At 67.8% G+C, this 26,109-nt stretch carries 25 protein-coding genes and 1 tRNA gene; 13 read left to right on the top strand and 13 right to left on the bottom strand.

The window, feature by feature from the left end:
- Window positions 1-45: 45 nt before the first annotated feature.
- The 7 genes from pstA to CTB96_RS18140 all read right to left on the bottom strand — a co-directional run bounded on the left by pstA (window position 46) and on the right by CTB96_RS18140 (window position 8,276).
- Window positions 46-1,134, bottom strand: coding sequence for a phosphate ABC transporter permease PstA (pstA, locus tag CTB96_RS18170; RefSeq protein WP_110128182.1), 1,089 nt, complete (start codon window positions 1,132-1,134; stop codon window positions 46-48).
- Complete coding sequence (pstC, locus tag CTB96_RS18165; RefSeq protein ID WP_110128181.1) at window positions 1,134-2,078, bottom strand: phosphate ABC transporter permease subunit PstC; 945 nt, start codon at window positions 2,076-2,078, stop codon at window positions 1,134-1,136. Before pstC ends, pstA begins: the two co-directional genes overlap by 1 nt.
- Before the next feature lie 140 nt (window positions 2,079-2,218).
- Window positions 2,219-3,316, bottom strand: a complete 1,098-nt coding sequence (gene pstS, locus CTB96_RS18160; RefSeq protein WP_427846498.1) for a phosphate ABC transporter substrate-binding protein PstS — start codon at window positions 3,314-3,316, stop codon at window positions 2,219-2,221.
- Window positions 3,317-3,555: 239 nt separating this feature from the next.
- The gene (locus CTB96_RS18155; RefSeq protein ID WP_110128179.1) at window positions 3,556-4,497 is read right to left on the bottom strand and encodes an NUDIX hydrolase; all 942 of its coding nucleotides are present in this window, start codon (window positions 4,495-4,497) and stop codon (window positions 3,556-3,558) included.
- Window positions 4,494-6,668: an RNA degradosome polyphosphate kinase gene (locus tag CTB96_RS18150; RefSeq protein ID WP_110128178.1), complete on the bottom strand. Its 2,175-nt coding sequence runs from the start codon at window positions 6,666-6,668 to the stop codon at window positions 4,494-4,496. Before CTB96_RS18150 ends, CTB96_RS18155 begins: the two co-directional genes overlap by 4 nt.
- A 56-nt stretch (window positions 6,669-6,724) precedes the next feature.
- A complete protein-coding gene (mshD, locus tag CTB96_RS18145; RefSeq protein ID WP_248283443.1) occupies window positions 6,725-7,609 on the bottom strand; it encodes a mycothiol synthase in 885 nt (294 codons plus the stop codon).
- Window positions 7,584-8,276, bottom strand: a complete 693-nt coding sequence (locus CTB96_RS18140; protein WP_110128176.1) for a winged helix-turn-helix transcriptional regulator — start codon at window positions 8,274-8,276, stop codon at window positions 7,584-7,586. The genes mshD and CTB96_RS18140 overlap by 26 nt, the downstream gene beginning before the upstream one ends.
- A 73-nt stretch (window positions 8,277-8,349) precedes the next feature.
- Between CTB96_RS18140 and CTB96_RS18135 the strand changes: the two genes are divergently transcribed.
- Together CTB96_RS18135 and CTB96_RS18130 are read left to right on the top strand one after the other, a co-directional pair.
- Window positions 8,350-8,613, top strand: a complete 264-nt coding sequence (locus CTB96_RS18135) for a hypothetical protein (RefSeq protein ID WP_146215855.1) — start codon at window positions 8,350-8,352, stop codon at window positions 8,611-8,613.
- A 167-nt stretch (window positions 8,614-8,780) separates the two neighbouring features.
- Window positions 8,781-9,422 carry a heme-binding beta-barrel domain-containing protein gene (locus CTB96_RS18130; RefSeq protein WP_110128174.1) on the top strand — a complete coding sequence of 214 codons (642 nt, stop codon included), beginning with the start codon at window positions 8,781-8,783 and terminating at the stop codon, window positions 9,420-9,422.
- Here CTB96_RS18130 and CTB96_RS18125 read toward each other — a convergent pair.
- Window positions 9,419-10,069: a Pr6Pr family membrane protein gene (locus tag CTB96_RS18125; RefSeq protein ID WP_110128173.1), complete on the bottom strand. Its 651-nt coding sequence runs from the start codon at window positions 10,067-10,069 to the stop codon at window positions 9,419-9,421. The genes CTB96_RS18130 and CTB96_RS18125 overlap by 4 nt on opposite strands.
- 156 nt (window positions 10,070-10,225) lie before the next feature.
- Between CTB96_RS18125 and ygfZ the strand changes: the two genes are divergently transcribed.
- The gene (gene ygfZ / locus CTB96_RS18120; RefSeq protein ID WP_110128172.1) at window positions 10,226-11,398 is read left to right on the top strand and encodes a CAF17-like 4Fe-4S cluster assembly/insertion protein YgfZ; all 1,173 of its coding nucleotides are present in this window, start codon (window positions 10,226-10,228) and stop codon (window positions 11,396-11,398) included.
- An 85-nt stretch (window positions 11,399-11,483) separates the two neighbouring features.
- Window positions 11,484-12,236 carry a phosphoglyceromutase gene (locus tag CTB96_RS18115; protein WP_110128171.1) on the top strand — a complete coding sequence of 251 codons (753 nt, stop codon included), beginning with the start codon at window positions 11,484-11,486 and terminating at the stop codon, window positions 12,234-12,236.
- A gap of 136 nt (window positions 12,237-12,372) precedes the next feature.
- Here CTB96_RS18115 and phoU read toward each other — a convergent pair whose 3' ends face one another.
- Window positions 12,373-13,035 (bottom strand): phosphate signaling complex protein PhoU, encoded by a 663-nt coding sequence (phoU, locus tag CTB96_RS18110; protein WP_110128170.1) that lies wholly within the window; start codon window positions 13,033-13,035, stop codon window positions 12,373-12,375.
- A gap of 183 nt (window positions 13,036-13,218) precedes the next feature.
- Between phoU and CTB96_RS18105 the strand changes: the two genes are divergently transcribed.
- A complete protein-coding gene (locus CTB96_RS18105; protein ID WP_110128169.1) occupies window positions 13,219-14,373 on the top strand; it encodes a sensor histidine kinase in 1,155 nt (384 codons plus the stop codon).
- Window positions 14,370-15,050: a response regulator transcription factor gene (locus CTB96_RS18100; protein ID WP_110128168.1), complete on the top strand. Its 681-nt coding sequence runs from the start codon at window positions 14,370-14,372 to the stop codon at window positions 15,048-15,050. Before CTB96_RS18105 ends, CTB96_RS18100 begins: the two co-directional genes overlap by 4 nt.
- A gap of 84 nt (window positions 15,051-15,134) precedes the next feature.
- Here CTB96_RS18100 and CTB96_RS18095 read toward each other — a convergent pair whose 3' ends face one another.
- Window positions 15,135-15,689, bottom strand: coding sequence for a DNA modification methylase (locus CTB96_RS18095; protein WP_110128167.1), 555 nt, complete (start codon window positions 15,687-15,689; stop codon window positions 15,135-15,137).
- Between the two features lie 236 nt (window positions 15,690-15,925).
- Here CTB96_RS18095 and CTB96_RS18090 point away from each other — a divergent pair, with 236 nt between their 5' ends.
- The 4 genes from CTB96_RS18090 (at window position 15,926) to rlmB (ending at window position 20,290) form a co-directional block, all read left to right on the top strand.
- Window positions 15,926-16,408 carry a CarD family transcriptional regulator gene (locus tag CTB96_RS18090; protein ID WP_110128166.1) on the top strand — a complete coding sequence of 161 codons (483 nt, stop codon included), beginning with the start codon at window positions 15,926-15,928 and terminating at the stop codon, window positions 16,406-16,408.
- A 142-nt stretch (window positions 16,409-16,550) separates the two neighbouring features.
- A complete protein-coding gene (gene ispD / locus CTB96_RS18085; RefSeq protein ID WP_110128165.1) occupies window positions 16,551-17,774 on the top strand; it encodes a 2-C-methyl-D-erythritol 4-phosphate cytidylyltransferase in 1,224 nt (407 codons plus the stop codon).
- A 9-nt stretch (window positions 17,775-17,783) separates the two neighbouring features.
- Window positions 17,784-19,199, top strand: coding sequence for a cysteine--tRNA ligase (cysS, locus tag CTB96_RS18080; RefSeq protein WP_110128164.1), 1,416 nt, complete (start codon window positions 17,784-17,786; stop codon window positions 19,197-19,199).
- Window positions 19,199-20,290: a 23S rRNA (guanosine(2251)-2'-O)-methyltransferase RlmB gene (gene rlmB / locus CTB96_RS18075; RefSeq protein WP_110128163.1), complete on the top strand. Its 1,092-nt coding sequence runs from the start codon at window positions 19,199-19,201 to the stop codon at window positions 20,288-20,290. Before cysS ends, rlmB begins: the two co-directional genes overlap by 1 nt.
- A gap of 162 nt (window positions 20,291-20,452) precedes the next feature.
- Here the strand turns inward: rlmB and CTB96_RS18070 are convergent, their stop codons facing one another.
- Window positions 20,453-21,757, bottom strand: a complete 1,305-nt coding sequence (locus CTB96_RS18070) for a DUF4032 domain-containing protein (RefSeq protein WP_110128162.1) — start codon at window positions 21,755-21,757, stop codon at window positions 20,453-20,455.
- 162 nt (window positions 21,758-21,919) lie between these two features.
- On the bottom strand, window positions 21,920-23,017 hold the full coding sequence (locus tag CTB96_RS18065) for an ABC transporter ATP-binding protein (protein ID WP_110128161.1): 1,098 nt from the start codon (window positions 23,015-23,017) through the stop codon (window positions 21,920-21,922).
- A gap of 294 nt (window positions 23,018-23,311) precedes the next feature.
- Between CTB96_RS18065 and CTB96_RS18060 the strand changes: the two genes are divergently transcribed.
- Window positions 23,312-24,229, top strand: coding sequence for a DsbA family protein (locus CTB96_RS18060; RefSeq protein ID WP_110128160.1), 918 nt, complete (start codon window positions 23,312-23,314; stop codon window positions 24,227-24,229).
- Window positions 24,230-24,330: 101 nt separating this feature from the next.
- Window positions 24,331-24,403: transfer RNA gene (locus tag CTB96_RS18055), tRNA-Thr, on the top strand.
- Between the two features lie 21 nt (window positions 24,404-24,424).
- On the opposite strand, the gene CTB96_RS18050 is transcribed toward CTB96_RS18055, so the two are convergent.
- Complete coding sequence (locus CTB96_RS18050; protein WP_110128159.1) at window positions 24,425-25,375, bottom strand: prohibitin family protein; 951 nt, start codon at window positions 25,373-25,375, stop codon at window positions 24,425-24,427.
- Window positions 25,376-25,603: 228 nt separating this feature from the next.
- Between CTB96_RS18050 and CTB96_RS18045 the strand changes: the two genes are divergently transcribed.
- Complete coding sequence (locus CTB96_RS18045; RefSeq protein WP_110128158.1) at window positions 25,604-26,101, top strand: nucleoside deaminase; 498 nt, start codon at window positions 25,604-25,606, stop codon at window positions 26,099-26,101.
- Window positions 26,102-26,109: the final 8 nt, after the last annotated feature.

Genomic DNA, 26,109 nt, shown 5'->3' with positions numbered 1-26,109 from the left:
GTGTTCCTTCGAATCTGGTGAAGCTGGAAAGTCAGGGCGGGCGCGTCAGCGGCCGAGTTTGGGGGAGAAGGTGCGCGCGACGAGCCGGGCAACGAGGTTGAGCAGCATCACGATCACGATCAGGGTGAGCGCCCCGGCCCAGGCCCGATCGATGTAGGCCTGCGAATCGGCGCCCTGGCTGGCGTACTGGTTGTACACGAACACCGGCAGGGTCATCATCCGCTCGCTGAACATGTCGTAGTTCATGCTGGCGGTGAAGCCGGCGATGATCAGCAGGGGAGCGGTCTCGCCGATCACCCGGGAGATCGAGATCATGATGCCCGTCACGATGCCCGCCAACGAGGTGGGCAGCACCACCTTCACGATGGTCAGCCACTTCGGCACGCCAAGCGCGTAAGCGGCCTCACGCAGCTCGTTCGGCACCAGCTTGAGCATCTCCTCGCTGGAGCGCACCACCACGGGAATCATCAGCACCGACAGCGCCACCGACCCACCGAAACCGAACCGGATGCCCGGGTCGTTGAACAGGAGCGAGAACAGCGCGTAGGCGAACAGGCCGGCCACGATCGAGGGGATGCCGGTCATCACGTCGACGAAGAAGGTGATGCCGCGGGCGAGCCGGCCGCGGCCGTACTCGGTGAGGTAGATGGCGGTGAGCAGCCCGATCGGCACCGAGATCAGGGTGGCGAGGCCGGTGACGAACAGGGTGCCCACGATGGCGTGCAGGGCGCCGCCGCCGGCGCCGACGACGTTGCGCTGGGACTCGGTGAAGAAGGTCGGGGTGAGGAAGGCCGGCAGGCCGTTGATGAGCGTGGTGCCCACCAGCGAGACCAGAGGGATCAGGGCCACGACGAACGCAATGGTGACCAGTGCAGTGACCAGGCGGTCCTTGGCCCGGCGCACGCCCTCGACGAAGTACGAGAACAGGTACAGCACCACGCAATACAGCACGGTGCCGAAGAACAGCGTGCCCACCCAGTTGTACGACTCGGTGGCGCCGGACATGAAGACCACGGCGAAAATGGCGCCCACGACAATCCAGCTGGCGGCGAGCACCATCAGCGGAGTGTTCTTGGGCAGTTTGCCGGCGGTGAGGGAGTTGCTCACGGGGGTGGAGACGGTCATGGTGGTCATCAATTCGCTCCAGAGAAGGCCTTGCGGCGGTTGATGATCACGCGCGCGATCATGTTGACGATGAGCGTGATGACGAAGAGCACGAGGCCGGTGGCCAGGAGGATGTTGACGCCGACGCCGTGTGCCTCGGGGAAGTTCAGCGCGATGTTCGCGGCGATCGTCGTGGGGTTCTGGGAGGTGAAGAGCTGGAACAGGATCTGGGGGCTCGGGGAAAGCACCATGGCGACTGCCATGGTCTCACCGAGCGCGCGGCCGAGGCCCAGCATCGCCGCGGAGATGATGCCGGCCCGGCCGAACGGCAGCACGGCCATGGTGATCATTTCCCAGCGGGTGGCGCCGAGGGCCAGCGAGGCCTCCTCGTAGAGCACCGGTGTCTGCAGAAAGATTTCCCGGCAGATGGCGGTGATGATCGGCAGCACCATCACGGCGAGCACGATGGCCACGGTGAAGATGGTGCGGCCGGTGCCTGAAACCGGGCCGGCGAACAGCGGGAACCAACCGAACCACTCGACCAGGCTGGCGTAGAACGGCTGCACGAGGGGTGCCAGGACGCCGATGCCCCAGAGGCCGAAGACCACAGACGGAACGGCGGCGAGCAGGTCGATCAGGTAGCCGAGGCCCTGGGCGAGCTTGCGCGGGGCGAAGTGCGAGATGAACAGTGCTACGGCGATTGCGACCGGAACGGCCATCAGCAGGGCCAGGAAGGCCGACCAGATGGTTCCGAAGGCCAGCGGGGCCACGTAGGACCAGAAGTTGGAGAAGTCGCCCTTGAAGTCGTCTGGGGCCGCCATGAAGGCGGGCACGCTCTGCACGAACAAGAAGATGGCAACGGCGGCCAGGACGGCCAGGATCAGACTGCCTGCCACAACTGTGGCGGTGGAGAAGATGCGGTCGCCCGGTCGTTCCTTGGCCTTGATCGCAATACGGTCAACTGCGGTCGTCATTCCGAGCGTCTCCCTGAAGGGGTGGGTGGTACCGGTAAGGGTGGAACTTGAGCCTCACCACGCCTCAGTGTGCCCGACCGGGCGATTGCGTGCAATCACCCGGCCGGGCACGGAGACTGAGGCAGGCTCAGTGGGAGGTGTTACTTGACGGTCTCGAGGACCGCTGCGACCTTGGCCTGCAGGTCTTCGGACAGCGGGGCGGCGCCGGCGGAAGCCGCAGCCTCAGCCTGACCGTCTGCGCTGGCCATGTAGCTGACGTACTCCTTGACGAGTTCGCCCTGTGCGGCGTCGGCGTACTCCTCGCACACAATCGCGTAGCTGACGAGAACGAGCGGGTAGTGCGTGGCGTCATCGGTCAGGCGGTCGAGCTTGATCGCGAGGTCGTTGTCTGCACGGCCCTCGACCAGCGGCGAGCCGTCAACGACGGCTGCTGCGGCCTCAGCGGTGTACTCGACGAACTCGTCGCCGACCTTGATCTTGGCGACACCGAGGTCACCGGCACGCGAAGCGTCGGCGTAGCCGATGGTGCCGACACCGTTGGTGACAGCGTCGACGACACCGGAGGTGCCCTGGGCGCCCTCACCGGTCTGGTACGGGAACGGGTCGGCCGGCTTCTCGGTCCACACGGTGGGTGCGACCTGGTTGAGGTAGTCGGAGAAGTTCTTGGTGGTACCGGAGTCATCCGAGCGGTGCACGGCGGTGATCGCGGTGGCCGGCAGCGTGGCGTCTGCGTTCAGCGCGGCGATGGCCGGGTCGTTCCAGGTGGTGATGTCGCCCTTGAAGATCTTGGCGAGGGTGTCGGCGTCGAGGTTGAGCTCGTCAACACCGTCGATGTTGAAGATCACGGCGATGGGGGAGATGTAGACCGGCAGGTCAACGGCGAGGGTGTCGGGGGCGCAGGAAGCGAAGGTGCCCGCGAGCTCGTCGTCGTTGAGGTAGGAGTCGGAACCGGCGAAGTCAGAACCGCCGGCGATGAACGTCTCGCGACCGGCGCCGGAGCCCGACGGGTCGTAGTTGATGGTGACGCCGGTGTTGGCGGTCTGGAACGCGGAGATCCACGCTTCCTGGGCCGAGCCCTGCGACGAAGCGCCGGCAGCGTTGAGCGTGCCGGACAGGGTGCTCTCGGCGGGCTCGTCGCTACCCGTGCTGGCGGGAGTTTCGTTCGAGGCGCAGGAGGAAAGAACGAGGGCTGCGGCAATGGCAATGACCGCCGGGCGGCCAATACGCATGAGATTCACAAGGATCCTTTTGAGGTCGAATGCAAGGAAAACGAACGCAGACGAAATTCTGCGCACAAGGGCCGGTGCTGGCCCTCGTCAGAAACTAATCCTCGTGGTTAACGACAATCCTCCCTGATGGTGAACGGGAGGTAAACGGCATCCGACGACTAGTGGCGACCGTTGGCCCTCACCGGGCGCACGACAGCGCCCGCAGACCCGGTGGGATCTGCGGGCGGCGGCCGCATGTGTGCGGTGAGCTAGAGGCGCGGCGAGTGGCTCTCGATGGCCACGATGCCGGCGCTCGGATTGTCGCTGGAGAGGTGCACGACGCTGAAACCGCTGGGCGCCAAGGCGCTGGCGTGCGACAACTTCTGGGTCATCGGTGAGCCGGTCGCCAGGGCGATCTCCCGCAGGATGTCGGGCAGCACCGGTCCGTGGCTGCACAAGACGGCGGTCTTGCGGGCGCGCACCCGTTTGCCCACGGTGTGGCGCACATCCGAGGTGCCCTGCTCCCAGTCGTCCTGGCTGATCAGGTCGGTGCGCTTGAACGGCACGCCGGTCGCCGCAGACAGCGGCGCGACGGTCGTGACACAGCGGGTGGCGGTGCTGGTGAAGATGCGTTGCGGATGCCACGCGCCCACGGTGCCGGCCAGCGCGGCGGCCTGGGCCACACCGCGTTCGGTCAGCGGGCGGGTGGCGTCGGGGCCGGACCAGTTCTGCGGCGGGGTGGCCTTGGCGTGCCGCAGCGCGATGATGGCGAAGGTGCTGGTGATGCCCTGGGCGACGAGCGCGGCGAACGCGTCGATGATTTCCACATCGGGGCTGTAGCTGAGGTAGGTGCGTGCCTTCTTGATGGTGACCCATTCGAGCGCGGCGACCTCGCCGTTGGGCACGAAGGTGGAGTGCAGGATGTGCTCCGGCAGTACCTCGGCGGCCCAGTAGTGCACGATCTTGGTCTTGCCATTGGGCATCGGGTATTCCGATATTCCCAGCGGCACGCCGAGCGCGATGGCGAGCCCGGTCTCTTCCTCGATCTCGCGCACGGCGGTGACCGGCAATGTCTCGCCGGGGTCGACCTTGCCCTTGGGGATGGTGATGTCGCCGTGCACGGTGCGGTGGATCAGCAGCACGTGCATTTTGCCCTCGATGAGGCGCCAGCACACGGCTCCGGCCGCGTAGACGGGAGCGGAATCCGTCATCGTCGGCTCACCGGGCGTTTGCGCTGCCCGATCTGCTGCATCAACCGGTTCTGCATGTCGTCCAGGGGCTTACCGTCGGCGTCCTGGTGGTGCCTCGTCCACTCGCCGGTTTCGTCCAGCCACCACGACGAGGTGCGCTCGTCCATGGCGCGGGTGAACAACGCATCCACCTCGCTGAGGTGCCGCGGGTCGACGAGGCGCACGAGTGCCTCCACCCGGCGGTCGAGGTTGCGGTGCATCATGTCGGCGCTGCCGATGAAGACCTGCGGTTCGCCCAGGGTGTGGAAGCAGAAGATGCGGGAGTGCTCGAGGTAGCGGCCCAGGATGGACCGCACCCGGATGTTCTCGCTCATGCCGGGAACGCCGGGCTTGAGGCTGCAAATGCCCCGCACCCAGATGTCCACTGGCACGCCGGCCTGGCTCGCCCGGTAGAGACCGTCGATGATGTCTTCGTCCACCATCGAGTTGACCTTGATGCGGATGCCGGCGGGCTTGCCGGCCAGCGCGTTCGCGGTCTCGTCGGCGATGCGCTTGAGCAGGGCCTTCCGCAGGTGCAGCGGGGCCACCAGCAGGCGCTTGAACTTCTTCTCGATGGCGTAGCCGGACAGCTCGTTGAACAGCCGGGTGAGGTCCTTGCCCACCTGGTCGTCCGCGGTGAGCAGGCCCATGTCTTCGTAGATGCGGCTGGTCTTGGGGTTGTAGTTGCCGGTGCCGATGTGGCTGTAGTGCCGCAGCACGCCCTTCTCGTAGCGCACCACGAGGGCGAGCTTGCAGTGGGTCTTCAGGCCCACCAAGCCGTAGACCACGTGCACGCCGGCCTTTTCCAGCTTGCGCGCCCAGGAGATGTTGGCCTCTTCGTCGAACCGGGCCTTGATCTCCACCAGCGCCAGCACCTGCTTGCCCGATTCGGCGGCGGCGATCAGCGCTTCCACGATCGGGCTGTCACCGGAGGTGCGGTACAGGGTCTGCTTGATGGCGAGCACGTTGGGGTCGGCCGCGGCCTGCTCGAGGAATGCCTGCACGCTGGTGGCGAAGGACTCATAGGGGTGGTGCAGCAGCACGTCGCCGCGGCTGATCGCGCGGAAGATGTCCGGGGTCTCATTGGGTTCGCCGGTGAGCAGCTGCGCGGCGGTGGTCGGCACGTGCTTCGTGTAGTGCAGGTCGGGCCGGTCGATGCGCAGGTCGAACAGGCCGCCGAGGTCCAGGGGCGCGGGCAGGCGGTAGACCTCCTGCTCGGTGACGTCGAGCTCACGCACTAGCAGTCCGAGGGTCACCTCGTCCATGTCCTCGGTGACCTCGAGGCGGATGGGCGGGCCGAACCGGCGGCGCAGCAGTTCCTTCTCGAGCGCCTTGATCAGGTTCTCGGTGTCGTCTTCCTCGATCACGACGTCTTCGTTGCGGGTGACCCGGAAGACGTGGTGTTCGAGGATGTCCATGCCGGGGAACAGGTCCTCGAGGTGGTTGGCGATGAGGTCTTCGAGGGTGATGAAGCGCACCTTGTCGACCGACTCGGTGCGGTCGACGCGCACGAACCGCGGCAGCATCGAGGGCACCTTGAGCCGGGCGAACTCCTGCTTGCCGGTCTTGGAACTGTGCAGCCGCACCGCCAGGTTGAGCGAGAGCCCGGAGATATACGGGAACGGGTGCGCCGGGTCGACGGCGAGGGGCATCAGCACCGGGAAGATCTGGTTGGAGAAGTAGCCGCGCAGCGACCGGCGGTCCACGTCGGAGAGGCTGTCCCAGGTGACGATGTCCACGCCGTGTTCGGCCAGGGCGGGGCGCACGATCTCCTGGAACGCGTGCGCGTGCCGGTCCTGCAGCACATGGGCGGCCGTGGAGATGTCGGAGAGCGCATCCTGCGGGGCGCGGCCGATGTTGGTCGGCACCGCGAGCCCGGTGAGGATACGGCGCTTGAGGCCGGCGACACGCACCATGAAGAATTCGTCGAGGTTGCTGGCGAAGATGGCGAGGAAGTTCGCCCGCTCGAGCACCGGCAGTGCCGGGTCCTCGGCGAGTTCGAGTACCCGCTGGTTGAACGCCAGCCAGCTCAGCTCTCGGTCGAGGTAGCGCTCGATCGGCAGCGCGGGGTCGTTTTTGCCGACCTGGGGGTCAAAATCGTCGTCAAGGTCACTCACGAGCCCGGAGTCAGTTTGGATGTTATCGGCGTCCATCTGTCCATCTTGACACTCGGCGTCGGCCGGGCGCGACGCTCACGGTGAACGGAACGTTAACGCGGACCGCGGTGGTACTGCACATCCGCCGTGCGGTCGGTGAATCCGAGGCTGCGATACAGCTGAACCGGGCCGGTGCTTTCGCCTTCGACGTAGAGCTCGACGCTGTCGCAGCCGCGTTCGCGGAGCCGGGCCAGGCCCGCCAGCATCAGCGCTCGGCCGAGGCCGGCGCCGGCGGAATCCGGGTGCACTCCGAGCACGTAGATCTCTCCGGTGTGCAAGCCCGGTTCGACCTTCAGCCAGTTGTAGCCGACGATGCGGCCGGTGGTGTCCCGCGCCAGGAGCAGGTCGCCGGCGTCGAACCAGGGTTCGGCCTGCCGGTCGGCGAGGTCGGCTTCGGTGAGTGCGCCCTGTTCCGGATGCGCCTGGAAGATGAGGGCGTTCAGCCGCACCCACTCCGGGCCGTCGGCGTCGGCGAACGAGCTGATCTCGACGCCGGCAGCCAGAACGGGCGTGGCCGTGGCATCGGCATCGCCGAGCGGGCGTTCCAACTGCAACAGGGTGCGGGTGGCGCTGAACCCGAATCGCAGGGCGAGGGCGCGGGCCGCCGGGTGGTCGCCGTGGGCCCAGGCGGTGAGCTCGGCCGACATGCCGCCTTCGGCCGCGAACAGGCGGCGCAGGGCGTTGCCGGCGTGGCCGCGCCCCCGGTAGCGCGGGTGCACGACGAGGTCGATTTCGCCCCCGCCGAGAATGGCGGCGCCGACGGCGTCTTCACCCTCGATCAACAGCTGCGGGGCGCGTCGCCCGCTTCGCACGTCGAGCATTGCCTGCTCGTTGAACGGACGGTAGCCATCCGTGTGCGCGGCCACGTCGGCGACGTCATGGAACCGGGCCGCGAACGCAGAGTCGGAGAGGTCAGGCGCCGACAGAGTGAACGACACGTTCGCCATCCTCTTCGTAGACGTTGAACCGGTAGCCCACGTTGCGCACGGTGCCGATCAGGGATTCCTGGTCGCCGAGCTTGGCGCGCAGGCGACGCACGTGCACGTCGACGGTGCGGGTGCCGCCGAAGTAGTCGTAACCCCACACCTCGCTGAGCAGCTGTTCCCGGGTGAACACCCGCGACGGGTGCGCGGCCAGGAAGCGCAGCAGCTCGAACTCCTTATAGGTGAGGTCGAGCGGCTTGCCGTGCACCTTGGCCGAGTAACTGGCCTCGTCGATGACGACACCGGCGGCTCGGATGGTGGGGGAGGGTTCGTTGTGCGGGGTGCGGCCGGCGGCGAGGCGGATGCGCGCATCCACTTCGGCGGGGCCGGCGGTGTCGAGCACCACGTCGTCGACGCCCCAGTCCGGGCTGACAGCGGTGAGGCCGCCCTCGGTGATCACCAGGAGGAGCGGGACGCTGCTGCCGGTGGTGCGGAGGATCTGGCAGAGCGACTTGGCGGCCATCAGGTTGGACCTGGCGTCGACCAGGATGAGGTCGGAATCGGGCGCGGTGATGAGCTGATCCGGCTGTGCCGGAATGAGTCGTGTGCTGTGAGACAGCAACGCCAGGGCTGGTAGAACTTCGTCGTTCAATGCCGAGGTCAGGATCAACAGCTGCGCCACGCAGGTCCTCCAAGTATCGTGCGGCTAATACTAGCGTGCCACGGAATGAGACTCGGGCGTGCAGAATGGGAGCGTGAGCTGGAAGCAATTGAGTGTCGTGACGATTTGGCTGGTCGCCATCGTCTGTGCCGTACTGACCGGCGTGCTCGTCGCCCCGGAAAACCGGCTGGTTTGGCTGAGCCTGTCGCTCGCCGGCTGCACCATCCTCACCCTCGCCGCCCAGCTGTCCACCGGGCAGAAAGAGGGCTACGTGCACCGGGTCACGCTCAGCCTGGTGGGTGTCGTGGTTGTGCTGGCCCTGGCCACGGGCCTGTTCGCCCTGTTCGGACTCGTCTAACCGGTGCCGCCTGGCCGGTTCCGGCCGCTCAGAGGCTAGAGTTGGGGCATGTCAACGCTCGCACTCGAAATCCTGTTCCTGGGCCTCCTCGCGCTGGCCAGCCTGTCGATCGCCTGGGTCTCCGGCATCGTGCTGTTCAAGCTGTTCCGGGGCCAGCGGTAACCGACGTGATCGAACTTCCGGTCGGTTTGCCGTCCGAGCTCGTTCCGCTGTCGTGGCTGATCGGCGTCTGGGAAGGTTCGGGAATCCTGGACTACACCGTCGACGGCGAAAAGGTCACCCGCGAGTTCGGGCACCGCATCAGCTTCAGCCATGACGGCCTGCCGCACCTGAACTACAGCTCGTACACCTGGCTTGAACCCGAGGTCACGGATGCCGCGGCGACGGATGATTCCGCCCCGGCGGCCGCGCCGCCCATCCCGCTGATGACCGAGACCGGCTACTGGCGGCTCAGCCGCCCGCAGCAGGCCGGCGATCCCGGTCCAGGGCTCCTTCCCGGCGTTGGCGCCGCCCCGTACCAGACCGCTGAAGCCGTGGAGACCCTGCGGAACGCCGACGGCGGCTTCGACATCGAAGTCAGCCTGGTGCACCCCGGCGGTGTGCTCGAGCTCTACCTCGGCCAGGTGAAAGGCCCCCGCATCGACCTCGCCACCGACGCCATCGTGCAGACCAGCGGGGCCAAGCCGTACGCGGCGGCCACCCGGCTCTACGGCCTCGTCGACAGCCACCTGCTCTGGGCGTGGGACATCGCCGCGCTCGGCCAAGACCTGCGCACGCACGCTTCCGGCCGGCTCAGCCGGGCGGCCTAACCGCGGCTTCGCCCGCTCGCGGGTGCGCCCGCCGCGCCGATCAGGCGCAGGCGGCTCAGCCCGAACACCGCCGCCCCGGCGATGATGAAGGCAACAGCGATCAGCAGCACGTAGACGAAGACCGAGCCATACCCGGTGGTCGGGTTGAGGAACGGGTACGGCACCCAGCCATCCGTCGCGCCACGCAGCAGTACCACGGTGGTCCAGAGCACCGGGTAGACCAGCACCAGCCAGAGCTGACGCCAGGGTTGGGCTGCGCGGTCGGCCACGAGCAGCCAGTCCACCAGACAGTAGATCGGCAAGATCACATGCAGCACCGTGTTCGCCCACGGCAGGGCGACTCCGCCGCTGACATTGGTGAGCAGGGTGTTGTAGACGATGCCGACGACGACCATGTACGCCGTCGTCGCCGCCCGGGCGAGGTCCAGCCACGGCGGTGGGCGGCGGCCCTGCAGGCAGAGCACGGCGGTACCGGCCAGCGTTGCCGCGGCCAGGAGATTGGACTGGATGGTGAAGAAGCCGAAGAAGTTGAACGGATTGACCGTGCCGCGCGCGGCAGAGGAGAGGAAGGTGGCGGTGACGGCCACAATCGTGAGCACCGCAGCGAGTAGGCGAAGCACGGCGACATAGCGGGCGGGGATGGTCATCGGTGACTCCAGCGTCAGAGGGTTCCAGGGGCCGGGCGGGAATACCTGATGCCGCACAGGCCGTTGGGTTAGCATATGGGCCGAAGTTCCCGCTGTCGACCGGCCCGCTCGAGGCGCCGATCGGGTGACTCCGACGCCTGATGCAAGGAGAGCCCGATGACCACCCCCGCCGCACCATCCGCATCACCCCTGTTGGCCCTCGACGGTGCCGTCGAGGCTGAGGGCATCGACGCCGGCGTGGCCGCCCACTACGGCAGCCCGAACGCCGAACAGCGCCGCCTGCTGGCCGGTACGGCCGTCGTGGACCTGTCCCACCGGGGTGTGCTGTCCATTTCCGGTCCCGACCGGCTCACCTGGCTCAACTCGATGTCGAGCCAGGAACTGCGCGGCCTCACCCCCGGCCAGTCCACCGAGACCTTGCTGCTCGACCCGGCCGGTCACCTCGAGTACGCCATCGCGCTGATCGACGACGGCGTGGAGAGCTGGCTGCTGATCGAAGCCGCCGAGCTGCCCGGCCTGCACGCCTGGCTCGACCGGATGCGGTTCACCCTGCGGGTGCAGGTCGTCGACCACACCCTCGCCTACGCCACCATCGGCACCATGGCCGTGGACCCGGCCGGTGTCGGCCTTACCCCCTCCAGCCCGAACGGGGTGCCCTTGGTCTGGCACGACCCGTGGACCACAGTGACGCCCGGCGGGTGGCAGTACGCCGCCGAAGCCTCCCACCCCGCCGCAGACTGGCGCTGGTCGGAGGTTCTCATCGACCGGTCCGCACTGCCGGCGCTTCGAGACTCCGCCGCGGCCGGCACCGTCGGCACGGCCGGCCTGCTCGCCCTCGAGGCGTTGCGCATTGCCGCGTGGCGCCCCCGCGGCGCCCTCGACGCCGACGAACGCACCATCCCGCACGAACTGGACTGGCTGCGCACCGCCGTGCACCTGAACAAGGGCTGCTACCGCGGCCAGGAGACCATCGCCAAGGTGCACAACCTCGGCCACCCGCCGCGCCGCCTGGTGCTGCTGCACCTCGACGGCTCGGACTCCGTTCTACCCGCGCACGGCGACGAGGTGCAGGGCGACCGGTTCGTCGCGGGCGGTGAGCCGGAGCGTCGTACCGTCGGCGCCATCACCTCCAGCGCCATCCACTACGAGCTCGGGCCGATCGCGCTCGCCGTGATCAAGCGCACGGTGCCGGGCACCGTCACCCTGCACGTGCTTTCGCAGGGCATCTCGATCACGGCCAGCCAGGAAGTGATCGTGCCGGAGTCCGCGGGATCCACCGCCGACATCCCCCGGTTGCCGCGGCTGGGCGTGCGGGTTCCACGCGGCTGACAGTCCGCTGACGCCGGGTGACGGCGGGACTTTCGTCGCACCCGCCGGTGCGGCACAGCGGCGACCGCCTCGCTAGAGTTGGACCATGTCTGCTCCCTATACCCTCATCCTTCTCCGCCACGGCAACAGCACCTGGAACCAGCAAAACCTCTTCACCGGATGGGTGGATGTGCGTCTGAGCGACCAGGGCCGTGCCGAGGCGCTGCGCGCCGGCGAGCTGCTGGCCGAGTCGGGCCTGCTGCCCGACGTTCTGCACACCTCGCGCCTCACCCGCGCGATCCAGACCGCGAACATCGCCCTCGAAGAGGCCGACCGCCTGTGGATCGACGTCAAGCGCTCCTGGCGCCTCAACGAGCGCCACTACGGCGCCCTGCAGGGCCTGGACAAGGCCGAGACCCTGGCCAAGTACGGTCCGGAGCAGTTCCAGACCTGGCGCCGCTCGTTCGACGTGCCGCCGCCCCTGCTTGACGACTCCTCCGAGTGGTCGCAGGCCGCTGACGCCCGCTACGCCGACCTGGGCGACGACGTGCCGCGCACCGAGAGCCTCAAGGACGTCATTGCACGCATGCTGCCGTACTGGGAGTCCGACATCGCCGCGGACCTCCGCACCGGCAAGACCGTGCTCGTCACCGCGCACGGCAACTCGCTGCGCGCGCTGGTCAAGCACCTCGACGGCATCTCCGACGCCGACATCGCCGAGCTGAACATCCCCACCGGTATCCCGCTGGTCTACCGCCTCGACGAAGACCTCAAGCCGATCGGTGCGGGCGAGTACCTCGACCCCGACGCAGCAGCCGCCGGTGCCGCCGCCGTCGCAGCCCAGGGCGCCAAGAAGTAACAAGCCCCACAAGAAAGGCCCCCGTCAGAGACGGGGGCCTTTCTGGTGCGCTTCGGTGATCGAGCTTGTCGAGATCCGAGCTTGTCGAGATCCCTCACGAGGTCTCGACAGGCTCGACCGGCGGTGGCGTCGAACTCTACGCGTCGGCCGGGGCCGGCTGCTGCCAGTCGCCCGTGCCCAGGTACTGCACCTTCTTGGCGATCGACACGGCGTGGTCGGCGAACCGCTCGTGGTACCGGCTGGCGAGGGTGGCGTCGACGGTGTCGGCGGCCTGGCCCTTCCAGGTCTCGCCGAGCACGGCGTCGAAGACACTGAGGTGCAGGGCGTCGACCTTGTCGTCTTCGTTGCGGATGGCCTCGGCCAGCGCCATGTCCTCGGTGGTGAGCAGTTCGGCGAGCATGTTCGCGATCTTCACGTCGAGGGCGCCCATTTCCGCGAAGGTGGGGCGCAGGCTCTTCGGGATCACCTTGTCGGGGAACCGGTACCGGGCCAGCTGCGAGATGTGGGTGGACATGTCGCCCATCCGCTCGAGCGACGCGCTGATGCGCAGGGCGCTCACCACGATGCGGAGGTCCCTGGCGACGGGCTGCTGCCGGGCGAGGATCGTGATCGCCAGCTCGTCGAGCTGCACGGTGAGCTCGTCGATTTTGTCGTCATCAGCGATGACCTCTTCGGCCAGCGTCACGTCGGACTTGTTGAATGCCCTGGTTGCCTTTTCTATGGAGATGGCCACCAGGCGCGCAATCTCGGCGAGGCGGTCCTGCACCTCGGCGAGCTCCTGCTGAAATACTTCACGCATGTATCTGTGGTCCTTCCTGGTCGCGCCAAAGCGCGCGAACGCGTGAGACCCGCCTGGCCCCCGGCCAATAATGGCGAACGGAGGTTAACGGCAGGTGCCGTTCGATTGAACAGTTCCTAAAGTACCGGGTGCCCACCGACACTGCTGCGAATGGCACTCGCGACTAGTCACTAATCTGGGGAAATGGAATCAACGTGGCTGGTGCTGCTCTCCTTGGCACTGGGCCTCGCCGTGGGGGCCGGGTTCGTCACCCTGCTCTATGTCGCTGAGCGGCACGGCAAGCGGGCGGCCGAAGTCGTCAATCCGGCGGTGCCAGACGGTATCGACCAGGTCTTGGATGCGCTCGAAAGCGCCGGGGTGGTGCTCGACCCGTCGAACAATGTCATCAAGACCTCACCGGGAGCGCTGAGCATGGGCTTGGTGGTCAACGGGCAGCTCGCGCATCCGGAACTCCTCGACCTCGCCAGGGGAGTGCGCCGCACCGGGGAGGCCGTGTCGGAGGACCTGGTCTTGTCCCGCGGTCCGTTCGGCGACGCGAGCATGCACTTGCGGGTGCGGCTGGCCCGGCTGGGCTCCCGCTACGTCCTGATCCTCGCGGAGGACCGCACGGAAGCGTTCCGGCTCGACGAGGTGCGGCGTGACTTCGTGGCGAACATCAGCCACGAACTGAAGACCCCGATCGCCGCGGTCGGCCTGCTCGCTGAGGCGCTCGGCCACGCGGCCGACGAACCCGTCCAGGTGCGCCGCTTCGCCGACCGCCTCACCACGGAGGCCGGTCGGTTGGCCCGGCTCACCCAGGAGATCATCGAACTGTCCAGGCTGCAGGCGCAGGATGCGCTGCGGGAGCCGGAGCTATTGGACATCGACGAGATCGTGGCGGCCGGCATCGACCAGAACCGGGTGGCCGCCGACGCCGACCGGATCACCATCGCCGTGGGCAAGAAGTGTCGCGCCCAGGTCTACGGCGACGAACGGCTGCTCGTGATGGCCGTGCACAACCTCGTCGCCAACGCCGTGCACTACTCCGCACCGGGGTCGCGCGTCGGCATCGGGGCCAGGGCCACCGACGGCGTGGTGCAGATCACCGTCACCGACCAGGGCGTCGGCATCGCCGAAGCCGACCACGACCGCATCTTCGAACGCTTCTTCAGGGTCGACCAGGCCCGGTCGCGCAACACCGGCGGCACCGGCCTGGGGCTGTCCATCGTCAAGCACGTCGTGCAGATCCACGGCGGCGACATTCGAGTCTGGTCGCAACCGGGAAGCGGTTCGACCTTCACCATTCGCCTGCCAGAGGCGAGACACCCCGCGCAAGCGGTGACAGGAGAAACCCCATGAGCCGAATCCTTCTGGTCGAAGACGAGCAGGCACTGAGCGAACCGCTGGCGTTCCTGCTGGAACGTGAGGGCTACGAGGTCACGGTGGCCGAGGACGGGCCCAGCGCCCTGGCCGAGTTCGACCGGGCCGGCGCCGACCTGGTGCTGCTGGACCTGATGCTCCCCGGCATCCCCGGCACCGAGGTGTGCCGGGAGATCCGCACCCGCTCCGCGGTGCCCATCATCATGCTCACCGCCAAGGATTCAGAGGTGGACATCGTCGTGGGACTCGAGCTCGGTGCAGACGACTATGTCACCAAGCCGTATTCCACCCGGGAACTGCTGGCCCGCATCCGCGCCGTCTCGCGCCGGCACACCGACCCGTCCGACGAGGATGACTCTGTGCTGGCCGCCGGAACCGTGCGGATGGACCTGGAGCGGCACACCGTGTCGGTGTCCGGCACCGTCGTGAACATGCCGCTGAAAGAATTCGAACTGCTCGAATACCTGCTGCGCAACGCCGGCCGGGTGCTCACCCGCGGTCAGCTGATCGACCGGGTCTGGGGCACCGACTACTTCGGCGACACCAAGACCCTCGACGTGCACATCAAGCGCATCCGCTCCCGCATCGAGGCCATTCCTTCCGACCCGACCATGCTGGTGACCGTGCGCGGCCTCGGCTACCGCTTCGAGGCCTGACCCGCCCGCAGACCGCAAAAATGCCCCTCGACGTTGATCGAGGGGCATTTCGTGGCTCATCGCGAGTCGCGACTGTGCAGAGCGTTACGGGGCGGTGGTCGCTTCCGGCGTCGCGGTCGGCTCGGCGGGAGCCTCCGTGGCCGGGGTCTCCGTCTCGGCGGGCTGCGGCGTCGGTGTCGGCGACGGGGTGGGCACCAGGGTGGAGTACTCGTTCAGGGTGCCGTCGAGCACCGGAACGAGCAGTTCGATGCCGGTGAGGTCGCCGTACTGGAAGAAGACCGGGAACAGCGACCCGGCCGAGGCGTTCAGGCTCTCGACGCCGACGCTCTGGCCGCCGGGCAGGCCGATCTCGGTCGTGCTGTTCGCTTCGACCTGAATGCTCTTGCTGACCTTCTCGTCCACGCCCTCGTACTGCACGAGCAGGTCGATGTCGTCGTCGCCGTTGTTCACCACGTGCACGACCAGGTTGGCGTTCTCGCCGTCGGCCGTGATCAGCATGGCGTTGCGCACCGCGAGGTTGCCGACGTTGCCGCTGACGCCGTCGCTGGCGTCATAGTGGATGGTCGTCGCCTGGGGGGCGAACAGATTACATCCGCTGGTGCCCAACAGGATGCCGGCCGCCACAACGACGGTTGCCATGGTTCGCGCTCTCACAAGACCTCCACAAGAGTTCAGCGTTCAGCCGAAGTGGCATGAACGCTGCAGATTTTCGTTGAGTTTACCTTACGGAAGTGTCCCGCCTGGGCGGATGGGCCGATCAGGCGTGGCGACCAGGGCAGAGGGGCCGGCCTGCCCGCTGTTCTCCCGCCGAGCAACTCACCGGGCCCGCCCGCGCCGGGGTGGTATCATAGACGTTGCTGAAGGGATATCAATACATGTTATTTGAAGTCGGCGAAACAGTCGTTTATCCCCACCACGGCGCTGCGACGATCACCGAGGTGAAAACTCGCATCATCAAGGGTGAAGAAAAACTGTATTTGAAGCTCAACGTCACCCAGGGCGACCTCACCATCGAGGTTCCCGCAGAGAATGTCGATCTCGTCGGAGTACGCGACGTGATCGGACAAGACGGCCTCGACCGCGTCTTCGAAGTTCTCCGGGCGCCGTTCACCGAAGAACCCACCAACTGGTCACGCCGGTACAAGGCCAACCTGGAAAAGCTGGCCAGCGGCGACGTGATCAAGGTGTCGGAGGTCGTGCGCGACCTGTGGCGCCGCGATCAGGACCGCGGCCTCTCGGCCGGGGAGAAGCGGATGCTCGCGAAGGCGCGGCAAATCCTCATCTCCGAACTCGCCCTGGCCGAAAAGACCGACGAAGACAAGGCCTCGATCGTGCTCGATGAGGTGCTCGCCTCGTAGGATTAGCGTTTCTGTGACAGGCGGCGCCTCTCGGTGCCGCCTTTCGCACGTTCCGCCCCCATCCGCTGTGCCGCACCACCCGCTCCAGCCCCGCCCACTTTTCGCTTACGCTTTACCGCGCCCCACCAGATAGCCTCCAGACATGACTGAATACCCGGATCCCGCGGTCGCGGTCATTGTCGTCGCCGCCGGCAGCGGAAGCCGGCTCGGCCGCGACCAGCCCAAGGCGTTCGTGCCACTGGCCGGACGCAGCATTCTCGAGCACGCCCTGACCGGGATCTTCGGCCTGGCCGAACCCGCCCAGGTGGTCGTGGTGGCGCCGGAGGCGCAGCTGGCCGAAGCTCAGGCCATCGCCGGGCGGGTTGCCGGCGGCGCCGTGGACTACGTCAGCGTGGTGACCGGGGGAGACACCCGGCAGGCCTCCGTAGCCCGGGGCCTGGCCGCGGTGCGCCCCGGTGTGGCCGTGGTGCTCGTGCACGACGCCGCCAGGGCGCTCACCCCGGCCGGCCAGTTCGCCGCCGTGATCACCGCCGTGCGCCAGACCGGGCACGGCATCGTGCCCGGCCTGCCCGTGGTCGACACCATCAAGAGGATCGACGCCGCCAACAGCATCCTGGGCACCGTCGACAGGTCACACCTCTCGGCCGTGCAGACCCCGCAGGGCTTTCCCCGGCCGATGCTCGACGCCGCCTTCGCTTGGGCGGCGAGCCTGCCCGCCACGGATGCCGTCGCCCGCGACCTCACCGACGACGCCGCTCTCGTCGCAGCGGCCGGCGACCCGGTGGGCATCATTCCCGGCGACCCGCTCGCGTTCAAGGTCACCACAGCCTGGGACCTCCGCCGGGCCGAGCTGCTGCTCGGCGAGAGCGAGCCCGCCGCCCTGCCGCGGGTCGGCACCGGCCTGGACGTGCACGCCTTCGACGACACCAGCGCGCTCTGGCTGGCCGGACTGCACTGGCCGGGGGAGCGCGGCCTGTCCGGGCACAGCGACGGCGACGCGGCCGTGCACGCCATCTGCGATGCGCTCCTGGCGGCCGCGGGCCTGGGCGACATCGGCCAGGTCTTCGGCACCGCCGACCCCCGCCTCACCGACGCGCACGGCGAGGTGTTCCTCGCCGAGACCCTGCGCCTAGTCACCGACGCCGGCTTCCGGATCGGCAACGTCACCGTGCAGATCATCGGCAACCGGCCCAAGCTGGCCCCGAGACGCCTCGAAGCGCAAGAGCTGCTCGGGCGCATCCTGCACGCCCCGGTGTCTGTTTCGGCCACCACCACCGACGCGCTCGGCTTCACCGGCCGCGGTGAGGGCATCACCGCGCTGGCTACCGCCGTCATCTACCCGAGCATCCAGCCGGCCCTCGCCTAAACTGAACCAGTGAGCATGCGACTATACGACTCGAAGGCCCAGGCCCTTCGCGATTTCCTGCCGATCGTTCCGGGCAAGGTGGGAATCTACGTCTGCGGACCCACGGTGCAGTCCTCCCCTCACATCGGTCACCTGCGCAGCGCCCTGGTCTACGACCAGTTGCGGCGCTGGCTCAGCTACCGCGGCAACGACGTCACGTTCGTGCGCAACGTCACCGATATCGACGACAAGATCCTGATCAACGCGCAGGGCACCACCGAACAGTGGTGGGCGCTGGCCTACCGCTACGAGCTCGAATTCACCGCCGGCTATCAGCGCCTGGGCATCCTCGCCCCCACCTACGAACCCCGCGCCACCGCCAGCGTGCACGAGATGCAGGACATCGTCGCGCGATTGATCGACAACGGCCACGCCTACCCGGCCGAAGACGGCTCCGGTGACGTCTACTTCGACACCCGCAGCTGGCCGGCCTACGGCGAGCTCACCCGGCAGAACCCCGACAACATGGAAGCGGCCGCCGACGCCGACCCCCGCGGCAAGCGCGACCCCCGCGACTTCGCCCTCTGGAAGGGCCACAAAGACGGCGAACCCGACTCGGCCGCGTGGGTGTCCCCGTGGGGCGACGGCCGGCCCGGCTGGCACATCGAGTGCTCGGCCATGGCCGCACGCTACCTCGGTCCAGAGTTCGACATCCACGGCGGCGGCCTCGACCTGCGCTTCCCGCACCACGAGAACGAACTGGCCCAGTCCACCGCCGCCGGCGACGCCTTTGCGAACTACTGGGTGCACAACGGCCTGGTCAACACCAACGGCCAGAAGATGTCCAAGTCGCTGGGCAACTCGGTCTACGCGGCCGAACTGCTCGACCAGGCCCGCGCGATCGTGGTGCGCTACTACCTGGGCGCCGCGCACTACCGGTCCACCCTCGACTTCCACGAGGGCTCGCTCGGCGAGGCCGAGGCCGCGCTCGAACGTATCGAGAGCTTCCTCGACCGCGCCGACCGCCGCTTGGCCGACACCCGCTTCGCCGGCTCCGGCGTTGAGATCGTGCCGGATGCCTTCGCCGAGGCCATGGACGACGACCTCGCGGTGCCGCAGGCGCTCGGTGTGCTGCACGACACCGTGCGCGCCGGCAACGCGGCCCTCGACGCCGAAGACCTGCACGCCGCCGCCGCCGCCCGCGGTCAGGTCCTCGCCATGAGCGAGGTCCTCGGCATCAACCCCCTGTCGCCCGGCTGGGCCGTGGCAACAGACGAACCCGCCATGGTGGCCCTTACCGCCCTCGTCGAGCGCCTGCTCAACGACCGGCAGGCCGCCAGGCAGGGCCGCGACTACGCGGCCGCAGACCGTATCCGGGACGAGCTCGTCGCCGCCGGCATCACCATCGAAGACACCCCGTCGGGTGCACATTGGAGTTTTGACTGATGAAGAACACAGATCGCAAGTCGCGCACCGGCGCGGTGCGCAAGGGCAGCAGGGGACCCCAGGTCGGCTCCGGCGGCCAGGGCCGCCAGGCGCTCGAGGGCAAGAAGCCCACGCCCAAGGCCGAGGACCGTCCGTACCACCCCGCGGGCAAGGCCAAGGCCGCCAAGGACCGCTTCGCGGCGGCCGGCGGCGGTCGCAGCCGCGCCCCGGGCGGCTCCGGCGCCCCGCGCAGCACGCGCAACACCGGCACCGGCAACACCGGTGGCGGCGGATCGTCCACCCGCAAAGCCAAGTCGGATGCCGAGTTCGAGGTCGTCACCGGCCGCAACTCGGTGCTCGAGGCGCTGCGCGCGAAGATCCCCGCCTCTGCCCTGTACGTGGCCACCCGCATCGAGATGGACGACCGGGTGAAGGAAGTCCTCAAGCTCGCGACGACCCGCAACATCCCGGTGCTCGAGGTCATGCGTCCCGAGATCGACCGGCTCGCCGGTAAGGACGCCGTGCACCAGGGCCTCGCGCTCAAGGTGCCCGCGTACGAGTACGCCCACCCGATCGAACTGCTCGACCTCACCATCAGCCGCGGCCACAAGCCGCTGTTCGTGGCGCTGGACGGCATCACCGACCCCCGCAACCTCGGTGCGATCATCCGCTCCACCGCGGCGTTCGGCGGCCACGGTATCATCGTGCCGCAGCGGCGCTCGGTGGGCGTGACCGCGTCGGCCTGGAAGACCTCCGCCGGTGCCGCCGCGCGCCTGCCCGTCGCCATGGCGAGCAACCTCACCCAGACGCTCAAGCTGCTCAAGGAGCGCGGCGTTCTCGTCATCGGCCTCGACGGCGGCGGCGACACCTTCCTGCCCGAGCTCGGCATCGGCTACGCCGAGCGCCCGATCGTCGTGGTCGTCGGCAGCGAGGGCAAGGGCCTGTCCCGCCTCGTCACCGAGACCTGCGACGCCATCGTGTCGATCCCGATCAACGCGAGCACCGAGTCGCTGAACGCCGGTATCGCCGCCGGTGTCACCCTGTACGAGATCTCCAAGCTGCGCGCCGCAGCCGCGGTCGCGAAGGCCGCAACGAAGGCCGCCCAGGCCTAAGCCGCCCAGAGCGCCCAGGACAACGGCGCAGGTCCTCCCTCGGGAGGACCTGCGCCGTTCTTCATTGCGCGGTGCGCGAGATGTCAGTTGAGGCCAGTCCCAGGCTGCAGGACTGCCCGCAACTGCCCTCTCACGAAGGTTTGCGCGGAGGGTCAGCAGGCGTCAGACGTTGAGGCGCCAGTCCTCGGCATCGGCCTCGTCGGCGTCGATGCCCTCTTCTTCGAGATCCGGCAGGGTGATCGGCGTGGTGGGCGGGTCGATCACGGTGGCCTCGTCGCGGCGGTGACGCAGCACATCCTGCACGTAGCTGGTCACGGCTTCGGCGAGCGGGATGTCCCGGTTCGCGTTCTGCGCCATGTACCAGCGGTGGTCGAGCAGCTGGTGGAACACTTCGGCCGGTTCGAGCTTGCCCTTGAGCTCGCGGGGGATGGCCCGCACGACGGGTTCGAAGACCCGCACCAGCCACTCGTGCGCCATCATCTCTTCGTCGGCGTCGGGGTTGCCGTAGGCGACACCGTAGGAGTCGAGGTCGTTGAGCAGCCGGCGGGCCTGGTTCTCCTCGGCGTCGAGGCCGGTGAGGCGCAGCAGGCGGCGCTGGTGGTGGCCGGCGTCGACGACCTTGGGCTGGATGCGCACCGTCGTGCCGTTCTCGTCGGTTTTGATCGCGAGTTCTTCGATGTCGAAACCGAGGTGGTTGAGGCGTTCCACCCGCTCGGCGATGCGCCAGCGCTCGCTGCTGGCGAACGACTCCGATCCGGTGAGTTCCTTCCAGAGCAGCCGGTAGGCCGCCACAATGCCGTTGCTCACCCGCACCGGGTCGAGCTCGTCGGCGACGCGGCCGCCGGCCTCGAGGTCCATCAGCTCGCCGGCGATGTTCACCCGGGCGATTTCGAGGTCGTTCTCGCGCTGGCCGTTGGAGAGGCCGCCCGGGTAGAGCTGGCCGGTCTCGGCGTCGACGAGGTACGCGGCGAAGGCGCCGGCGTCGCGGCGGAAGAGCGTGTTGGACAGCGACACGTCGCCCCAGAACAGGCCCACCATGTGCACCCGCACGAGCAGCAGCGCCAGCGCGTCCACCAGCCGGGTGGCGGTGTCGGGGCGGAGCGCCTGCGAGTACAGCGCCCGGTAGGGCAGCGAGAACTTGAGGTGCCGGGTGACCAGCACCGAATTCAGCGGGTCGTTGTCGTCGTCGGTGCGGTTGGTGATCACGGCGAGCGGTTCGACGCAGGGAATCTCGAGGCCCTGCAGGGTGCGGAGCATGTCGTACTCCCGCTTGGCCATCTCGCTGGTGGTCTCCTTGATGGCCACGACGCGTCCGCTCAGGTGGGCGAACCGCACGAGGTGGCGGGAGAGGCCCTTGGGCAGAGAGGCGATGTTCTCATTGGGCCAGGCATCCAGCGGCAGTTGCCACGGCAGGTCGAGCAGGGCCGGGTCGGCCGTGGCGGAGGTGATGTTCAGGGAGCCGCTCATGTGGAGCCTAACTGTCGGCGGGGCCGCGAAGCCCCGCGGGTCGCGCGGGCCGGTTCGGCGGCCCGAGCGTGGGATGTGGCGGTGCCGCCCCGCAGAACGGGCGCCGATATGACAAACTCGACCGCCGAAAACTGCCGGCGGTCGAGTTTGTCGTGATGGAACTTAGTCGCTGACGGCGCCGCCGAGACGGGCGCCGGACTCGGCGTCGAACACGTGCAGGTGGTTCGGCGTCGGGGTCAGGTAGACGGTGTCGCCGGCCGACGGGTGCGAGCGGCCATCGACGCGAGCGACGATGTCGGTGCGCTTGCCCTCGACGGTGGAGTGACCGTACAGGTAACCGTCGGCGCCGAGCTCCTCGACCAGGTCGACCTCAACCGCGAGGCCTTCGCCCTGCGCGGTCGCCAGGTGGATGTCCTCGGGGCGAACGCCGATGGTGACCTTCTTGCCGGTGGCGCCGGCGAGGGTGTCGCGCTGCACGGGAACCGTGGCGGTACCGAACTTGATGCCACCGTCGACGGCGTCGGCCAGGAACAGGTTCATGGCCGGGCTGCCGATGAAGCCGGCAACGAAGACGTTGTTCGGCTTGGCGTACAGGTCGCGGGGGGTGCCGACCTGCTGCAGAACGCCATCCTTGAGCACGGCGATGCGGTCGCCCATGGTGAGCGCCTCGGTCTGGTCGTGGGTGACGTAGACCGTGGTGACGCCCAGGCGACGCTGCAGCGATGCGATCTGGGTGCGGGTCTGAACGCGCAGCTTGGCGTCGAGGTTCGACAGCGGCTCGTCCATGAGGAACACCTGGGGCTGACGCACGATCGCGCGACCCATCGCAACACGCTGACGCTGGCCACCGGAGAGGGCCTTCGGCTTGCGGCTGAGGTAGGGCTCGAGGTCGAGCAGCTTGGCGGCTTCGAGAACGCGGGCAGCACGCTCGTCCTTGTTGACGCCGGCGATCTTGAGCGCGAAGCCCATGTTCTCGGCGACGGTCATGTGCGGGTACAGCGCGTAGTTCTGGAAGACCATGGCGATGTCACGGTCCTTCGGGGGAACGTCGGTGACGTTGCGCTCACCGATGAAGATGTCGCCGTCGTTGACCTCTTCGAGGCCGGCGAGCATGCGCAGCGAGGTGGACTTTCCACAGCCGGACGGGCCGACGAGGACGAGGAATTCACCATCGGCGACCGAGAGGTCGAGGTGATCGACTGCCGGGCGGGTAGAGCCCGGGTACAGACGGGTGGCCTTGTCAAAGGTTACTGAAGCCATTATTTCGTTATTCTCCTTCACCGGCAGGTACGTGCCGGACGATCCGTTGTGATGGGATTTATCTGTCCGGCTGACGTAGCACCAGCGCAAGACCTCTCTAGTATGGCATGCCCGACCGCGGGCAGGTGGTAGCACCCGCCTGGGGGTCAGGGGGCCTCGCAGTGTGTCACCGGTGCGTCGGCAGTGAGCGGGCTGTGCGCCTCCGGTTGGTTGTTTCCCAGACTGGGGTCCTACTATTTGGGAAGCAATCGCGTGTTTTTCGCGAGCGCACCCCTCAACTCGGAGCGATCATCCATGACAATTGGCGGCCCAGGCGAATCCCGTCCCTCGAAGAACAAGCGACGCGACGCCGCACGCACCAAGGCTGCACAGCTGCGAGTGGAGCAGAAGAAGCGGGACCGCCGCAACCGGGTGTTCCTGCAGGGTGGCATCGCCGTCGTCCTGGTCGCGATCGTCTCCGTCATCGCCCTCGTCATCGTCAACAACCTGCCCAAGAACGGTCCCGGACCGCGCAACATGGCCAGTGACGGCATCCTCATCGGTGAGGGCCTGACCGCTGTGACCACGCCCGCGCTGCAGCCGGGCGCCGATCCGGTGCCGTCGCCGACGGATGAGACCGGCACTGTCGCCGACATCCGGGTCTACGTCGACTATCTCTGCCCGTTCTGCGGCACCTTCGAAACCACCAACAGCGAGCAGATCGCCAAGTGGGTCGACTCCGGCGCAGCCACCGTCGAGGTGCACCCGATCTCGATCCTCACCAGCAAATCCGCCGGAACCCAATACTCCCTGCGGGCCGCGAACGCAGCCGCCTGTGTGGCCAACTATTCGCCGGATGATTTCCTCGACTTCAGCACAGCGCTGTTCGCCGACCAGCCCGTGGAGGGCACGGCCGGCCTGAGTGACGAGGAGCTCAAGGCCCTGGTCGAGAGCTCGGGCGTGAGCAAGAGCCTGACCGCGATCAACACCTGCATCGACGACACCACGTTCAAGTCCTGGGTGCAGGACGCCACCAACCGGGCGCTGGACGGACCGATCCCGAACTCCACCTCGCTCGAAGCGATCACCGGGACCCCCACGGTTCTTGTGAACGGCAAGCAGTACGTGGGTGCGCTGGAAGACCCCAAGGAATTCGCGGCCTTCGTGCTGCAGACCGCCAGCGAGGCGTACTCCACCGCGACTCCGACGCCGACGCCCACTCCGGCGCCGTAACCCTGCAGACCGGCCCTCCGGCTGCCGACGGGTGCGATTGCGTCGGTATCCGGTCGTCAGGTGATTTAGGATGAATGCTCGAGGCGATTAGTTCGCCTTATGCCGGCCTGGCGCAATTGGTAGCGCACCACTCTTGTAAAGTGGGGGTTACGGGTTCAAGTCCCGTGGCCGGCCCTCTTTTTTCGCCCAGCCGCGCTACTTGCTCACGTTGACCAGGCCGTTGAATCCGTCCGGCACGACCACCAGGTTTCCCTCGGCGGCGAGCTTGCCCAGCGTGTCCAGGTAACGCTGCGAGAGGATGTTCTCGGTGAGCGAGCCGTTCAGGATGGCGTTGGCGTCGGCCTCGGCCTGAGCCTGCACCACCTTCTGCTGTGCGGACACCTGGGCGGCATCGAGGTTGGCCTGCTCCTTCGTCACGTTGATCTGCGCCTGCTGCGCGTCGGCGTAGCTCTCCACCACCGCGGCAGGCGGGCGGATCTCCTGCAGGCTGATCGAGTCCACGATCACTCCGTCGTCCTCCCACCGGTTTTCCAGGGCGTCCAGGATCGCGGCCTCGACGTCGCCGCGCTTGGTGAGCAGGTCGATTGTGGAGAACCCGTTCGGAACCAGCCGCACCACGGAGCGCACGTCCTGCTCGATGAACGATTTCTTGAAGTTGTCCTCGGAGAGGAACTCCTTGTAGATATCGGTGACCGCGTCGGGCCGGATCGAATAGCGCAGCGCGATGTCGACGTTGCTCGACACGCCGTCCTGGTCCTGCACGGTGATCTGCGGTCCGTTCGACACTCCGCCGCTGTTGTCGCTGCCCTCGGACGCGGTGCCGGCGAAGATCACCTGCTGGTTGCGGATGTTGAAGGTGACGGTGTTCACCCACGGTGCCTTCACCTGCAACCCGGTGCTGTTGTTCTGCCCGACGATATTGCCGGTGACGTCCTTGAGCACATTGGCCTCACCGGCATCCTGGGTGTAGAAGGAGCCGAAGGCGAAGAACACGACGGCCAGAGTGAGCACCCCCGCAGACACCCAGCGCACGGTGCGCTTCTGGGTCCCGCCGGTGGTCCCGTCCACGCTGGGTAGTTTCAGCACCGCCGCGATGACGAACCCGATGATGGCGACGACGACCAGCATGACCGCGATAACAAGCATGTTCAGTTCCTCCGAGTGGGTGCTGCCGGCGTGGCCGACCGAGCAGCAGACCGCCCGGTCACGGCGACCGGTGCAGGGCCGCACCCGCAGTTTGCCCGTTCACCGGGCAAAAGCCCGGCAAGCCCGGCCACGGCGGGTCGCGGCGGTGGCCCGGAGGCCGGCGCGCTGGAACGGCACGCCCTACGCCGGTGTTGACAGCGGTGTCTGCGACGGGCACCGTTGACTGTCATGGTCGAACTTTCCACGGTCTCGCATACCGATACCGGGCACCTCGCGCGCGCGATCGAGATGGCGCGGAGCTCGCGTCTGCACGGCAACCATCCGTTCGGCGCGATCCTGGTCACCGGCGACGGCGACGTCATCGAAGCCGAGAACACTGTCGTCACCGAGCACGACCCCACCGGCCACGCCGAGCTCAACCTCGTTCGTCGGGCCGGCGCCCGGCTCCCGGCCGCGACCATGCGCGGGAGCACTCTGTACACCAGCACCGAACCGTGCGCCATGTGCTCCGGTGCGATCTACTGGGCGGGAATCGGCCGGGTCGTCTACGCCCTGCCGGAACAGGACCTCGCCGCGATGGTGCCGGCCCAGGACGGTGCCCCCACAATGGACCTGCCCTGCCGCGAGGTGTTCGCCCGCGGTGGCACCCCGGTGATCGTGGCCGGGCCCGCCCTCGTCGACGAGGCCGCGCAGGTGCACGCGGGGTTCTGGGACGCCAGGGGTTGAGCCTCCCG

The sequence above is a fragment of the Cryobacterium arcticum genome, from assembly GCF_003185895.1.
Taxonomy (GTDB): Bacteria; Actinomycetota; Actinomycetes; order Actinomycetales; family Microbacteriaceae; genus Cryobacterium; species Cryobacterium arcticum.
This window is presented reverse-complemented; position numbering and strand designations above follow the sequence as displayed.

Coding starts and splice junctions, on each gene's coding strand:
- CTB96_RS18050 (WP_110128159.1), bottom strand. CDS start 25,375: ATGCTTGTTATCGCGGTCATGCTGGTCGTCGTCGCCATCATCGGGTTC.
- CTB96_RS18095 (WP_110128167.1), bottom strand. CDS start 15,689: ATGGCAACCGTCGTTGTGGCGGCCGGCATCCTGTTGGGCACCAGCGGA.
- CTB96_RS18105 (WP_110128169.1), top strand. CDS start 13,219: ATGGAATCAACGTGGCTGGTGCTGCTCTCCTTGGCACTGGGCCTCGCC.
- ispD (WP_110128165.1), top strand. CDS start 16,551: ATGACTGAATACCCGGATCCCGCGGTCGCGGTCATTGTCGTCGCCGCC.
- CTB96_RS18150 (WP_110128178.1), bottom strand. CDS start 6,668: ATGGACGCCGATAACATCCAAACTGACTCCGGGCTCGTGAGTGACCTT.
- CTB96_RS18155 (WP_110128179.1), bottom strand. CDS start 4,497: ATGACGGATTCCGCTCCCGTCTACGCGGCCGGAGCCGTGTGCTGGCGC.
- CTB96_RS18060 (WP_110128160.1), top strand. CDS start 23,312: ATGACAATTGGCGGCCCAGGCGAATCCCGTCCCTCGAAGAACAAGCGA.
- CTB96_RS18065 (WP_110128161.1), bottom strand. CDS start 23,017: ATGGCTTCAGTAACCTTTGACAAGGCCACCCGTCTGTACCCGGGCTCT.
- ygfZ (WP_110128172.1), top strand. CDS start 10,226: ATGACCACCCCCGCCGCACCATCCGCATCACCCCTGTTGGCCCTCGAC.
- CTB96_RS18100 (WP_110128168.1), top strand. CDS start 14,370: ATGAGCCGAATCCTTCTGGTCGAAGACGAGCAGGCACTGAGCGAACCG.
- CTB96_RS18070 (WP_110128162.1), bottom strand. CDS start 21,757: ATGAGCGGCTCCCTGAACATCACCTCCGCCACGGCCGACCCGGCCCTG.
- CTB96_RS18125 (WP_110128173.1), bottom strand. CDS start 10,069: ATGACCATCCCCGCCCGCTATGTCGCCGTGCTTCGCCTACTCGCTGCG.
- CTB96_RS18045 (WP_110128158.1), top strand. CDS start 25,604: ATGGTCGAACTTTCCACGGTCTCGCATACCGATACCGGGCACCTCGCG.
- rlmB (WP_110128163.1), top strand. CDS start 19,199: ATGAAGAACACAGATCGCAAGTCGCGCACCGGCGCGGTGCGCAAGGGC.
- pstA (WP_110128182.1), bottom strand. CDS start 1,134: ATGACCACCATGACCGTCTCCACCCCCGTGAGCAACTCCCTCACCGCC.
- CTB96_RS18115 (WP_110128171.1), top strand. CDS start 11,484: ATGTCTGCTCCCTATACCCTCATCCTTCTCCGCCACGGCAACAGCACC.
- phoU (WP_110128170.1), bottom strand. CDS start 13,035: ATGCGTGAAGTATTTCAGCAGGAGCTCGCCGAGGTGCAGGACCGCCTC.
- pstC (WP_110128181.1), bottom strand. CDS start 2,078: ATGACGACCGCAGTTGACCGTATTGCGATCAAGGCCAAGGAACGACCG.
- CTB96_RS18090 (WP_110128166.1), top strand. CDS start 15,926: ATGTTATTTGAAGTCGGCGAAACAGTCGTTTATCCCCACCACGGCGCT.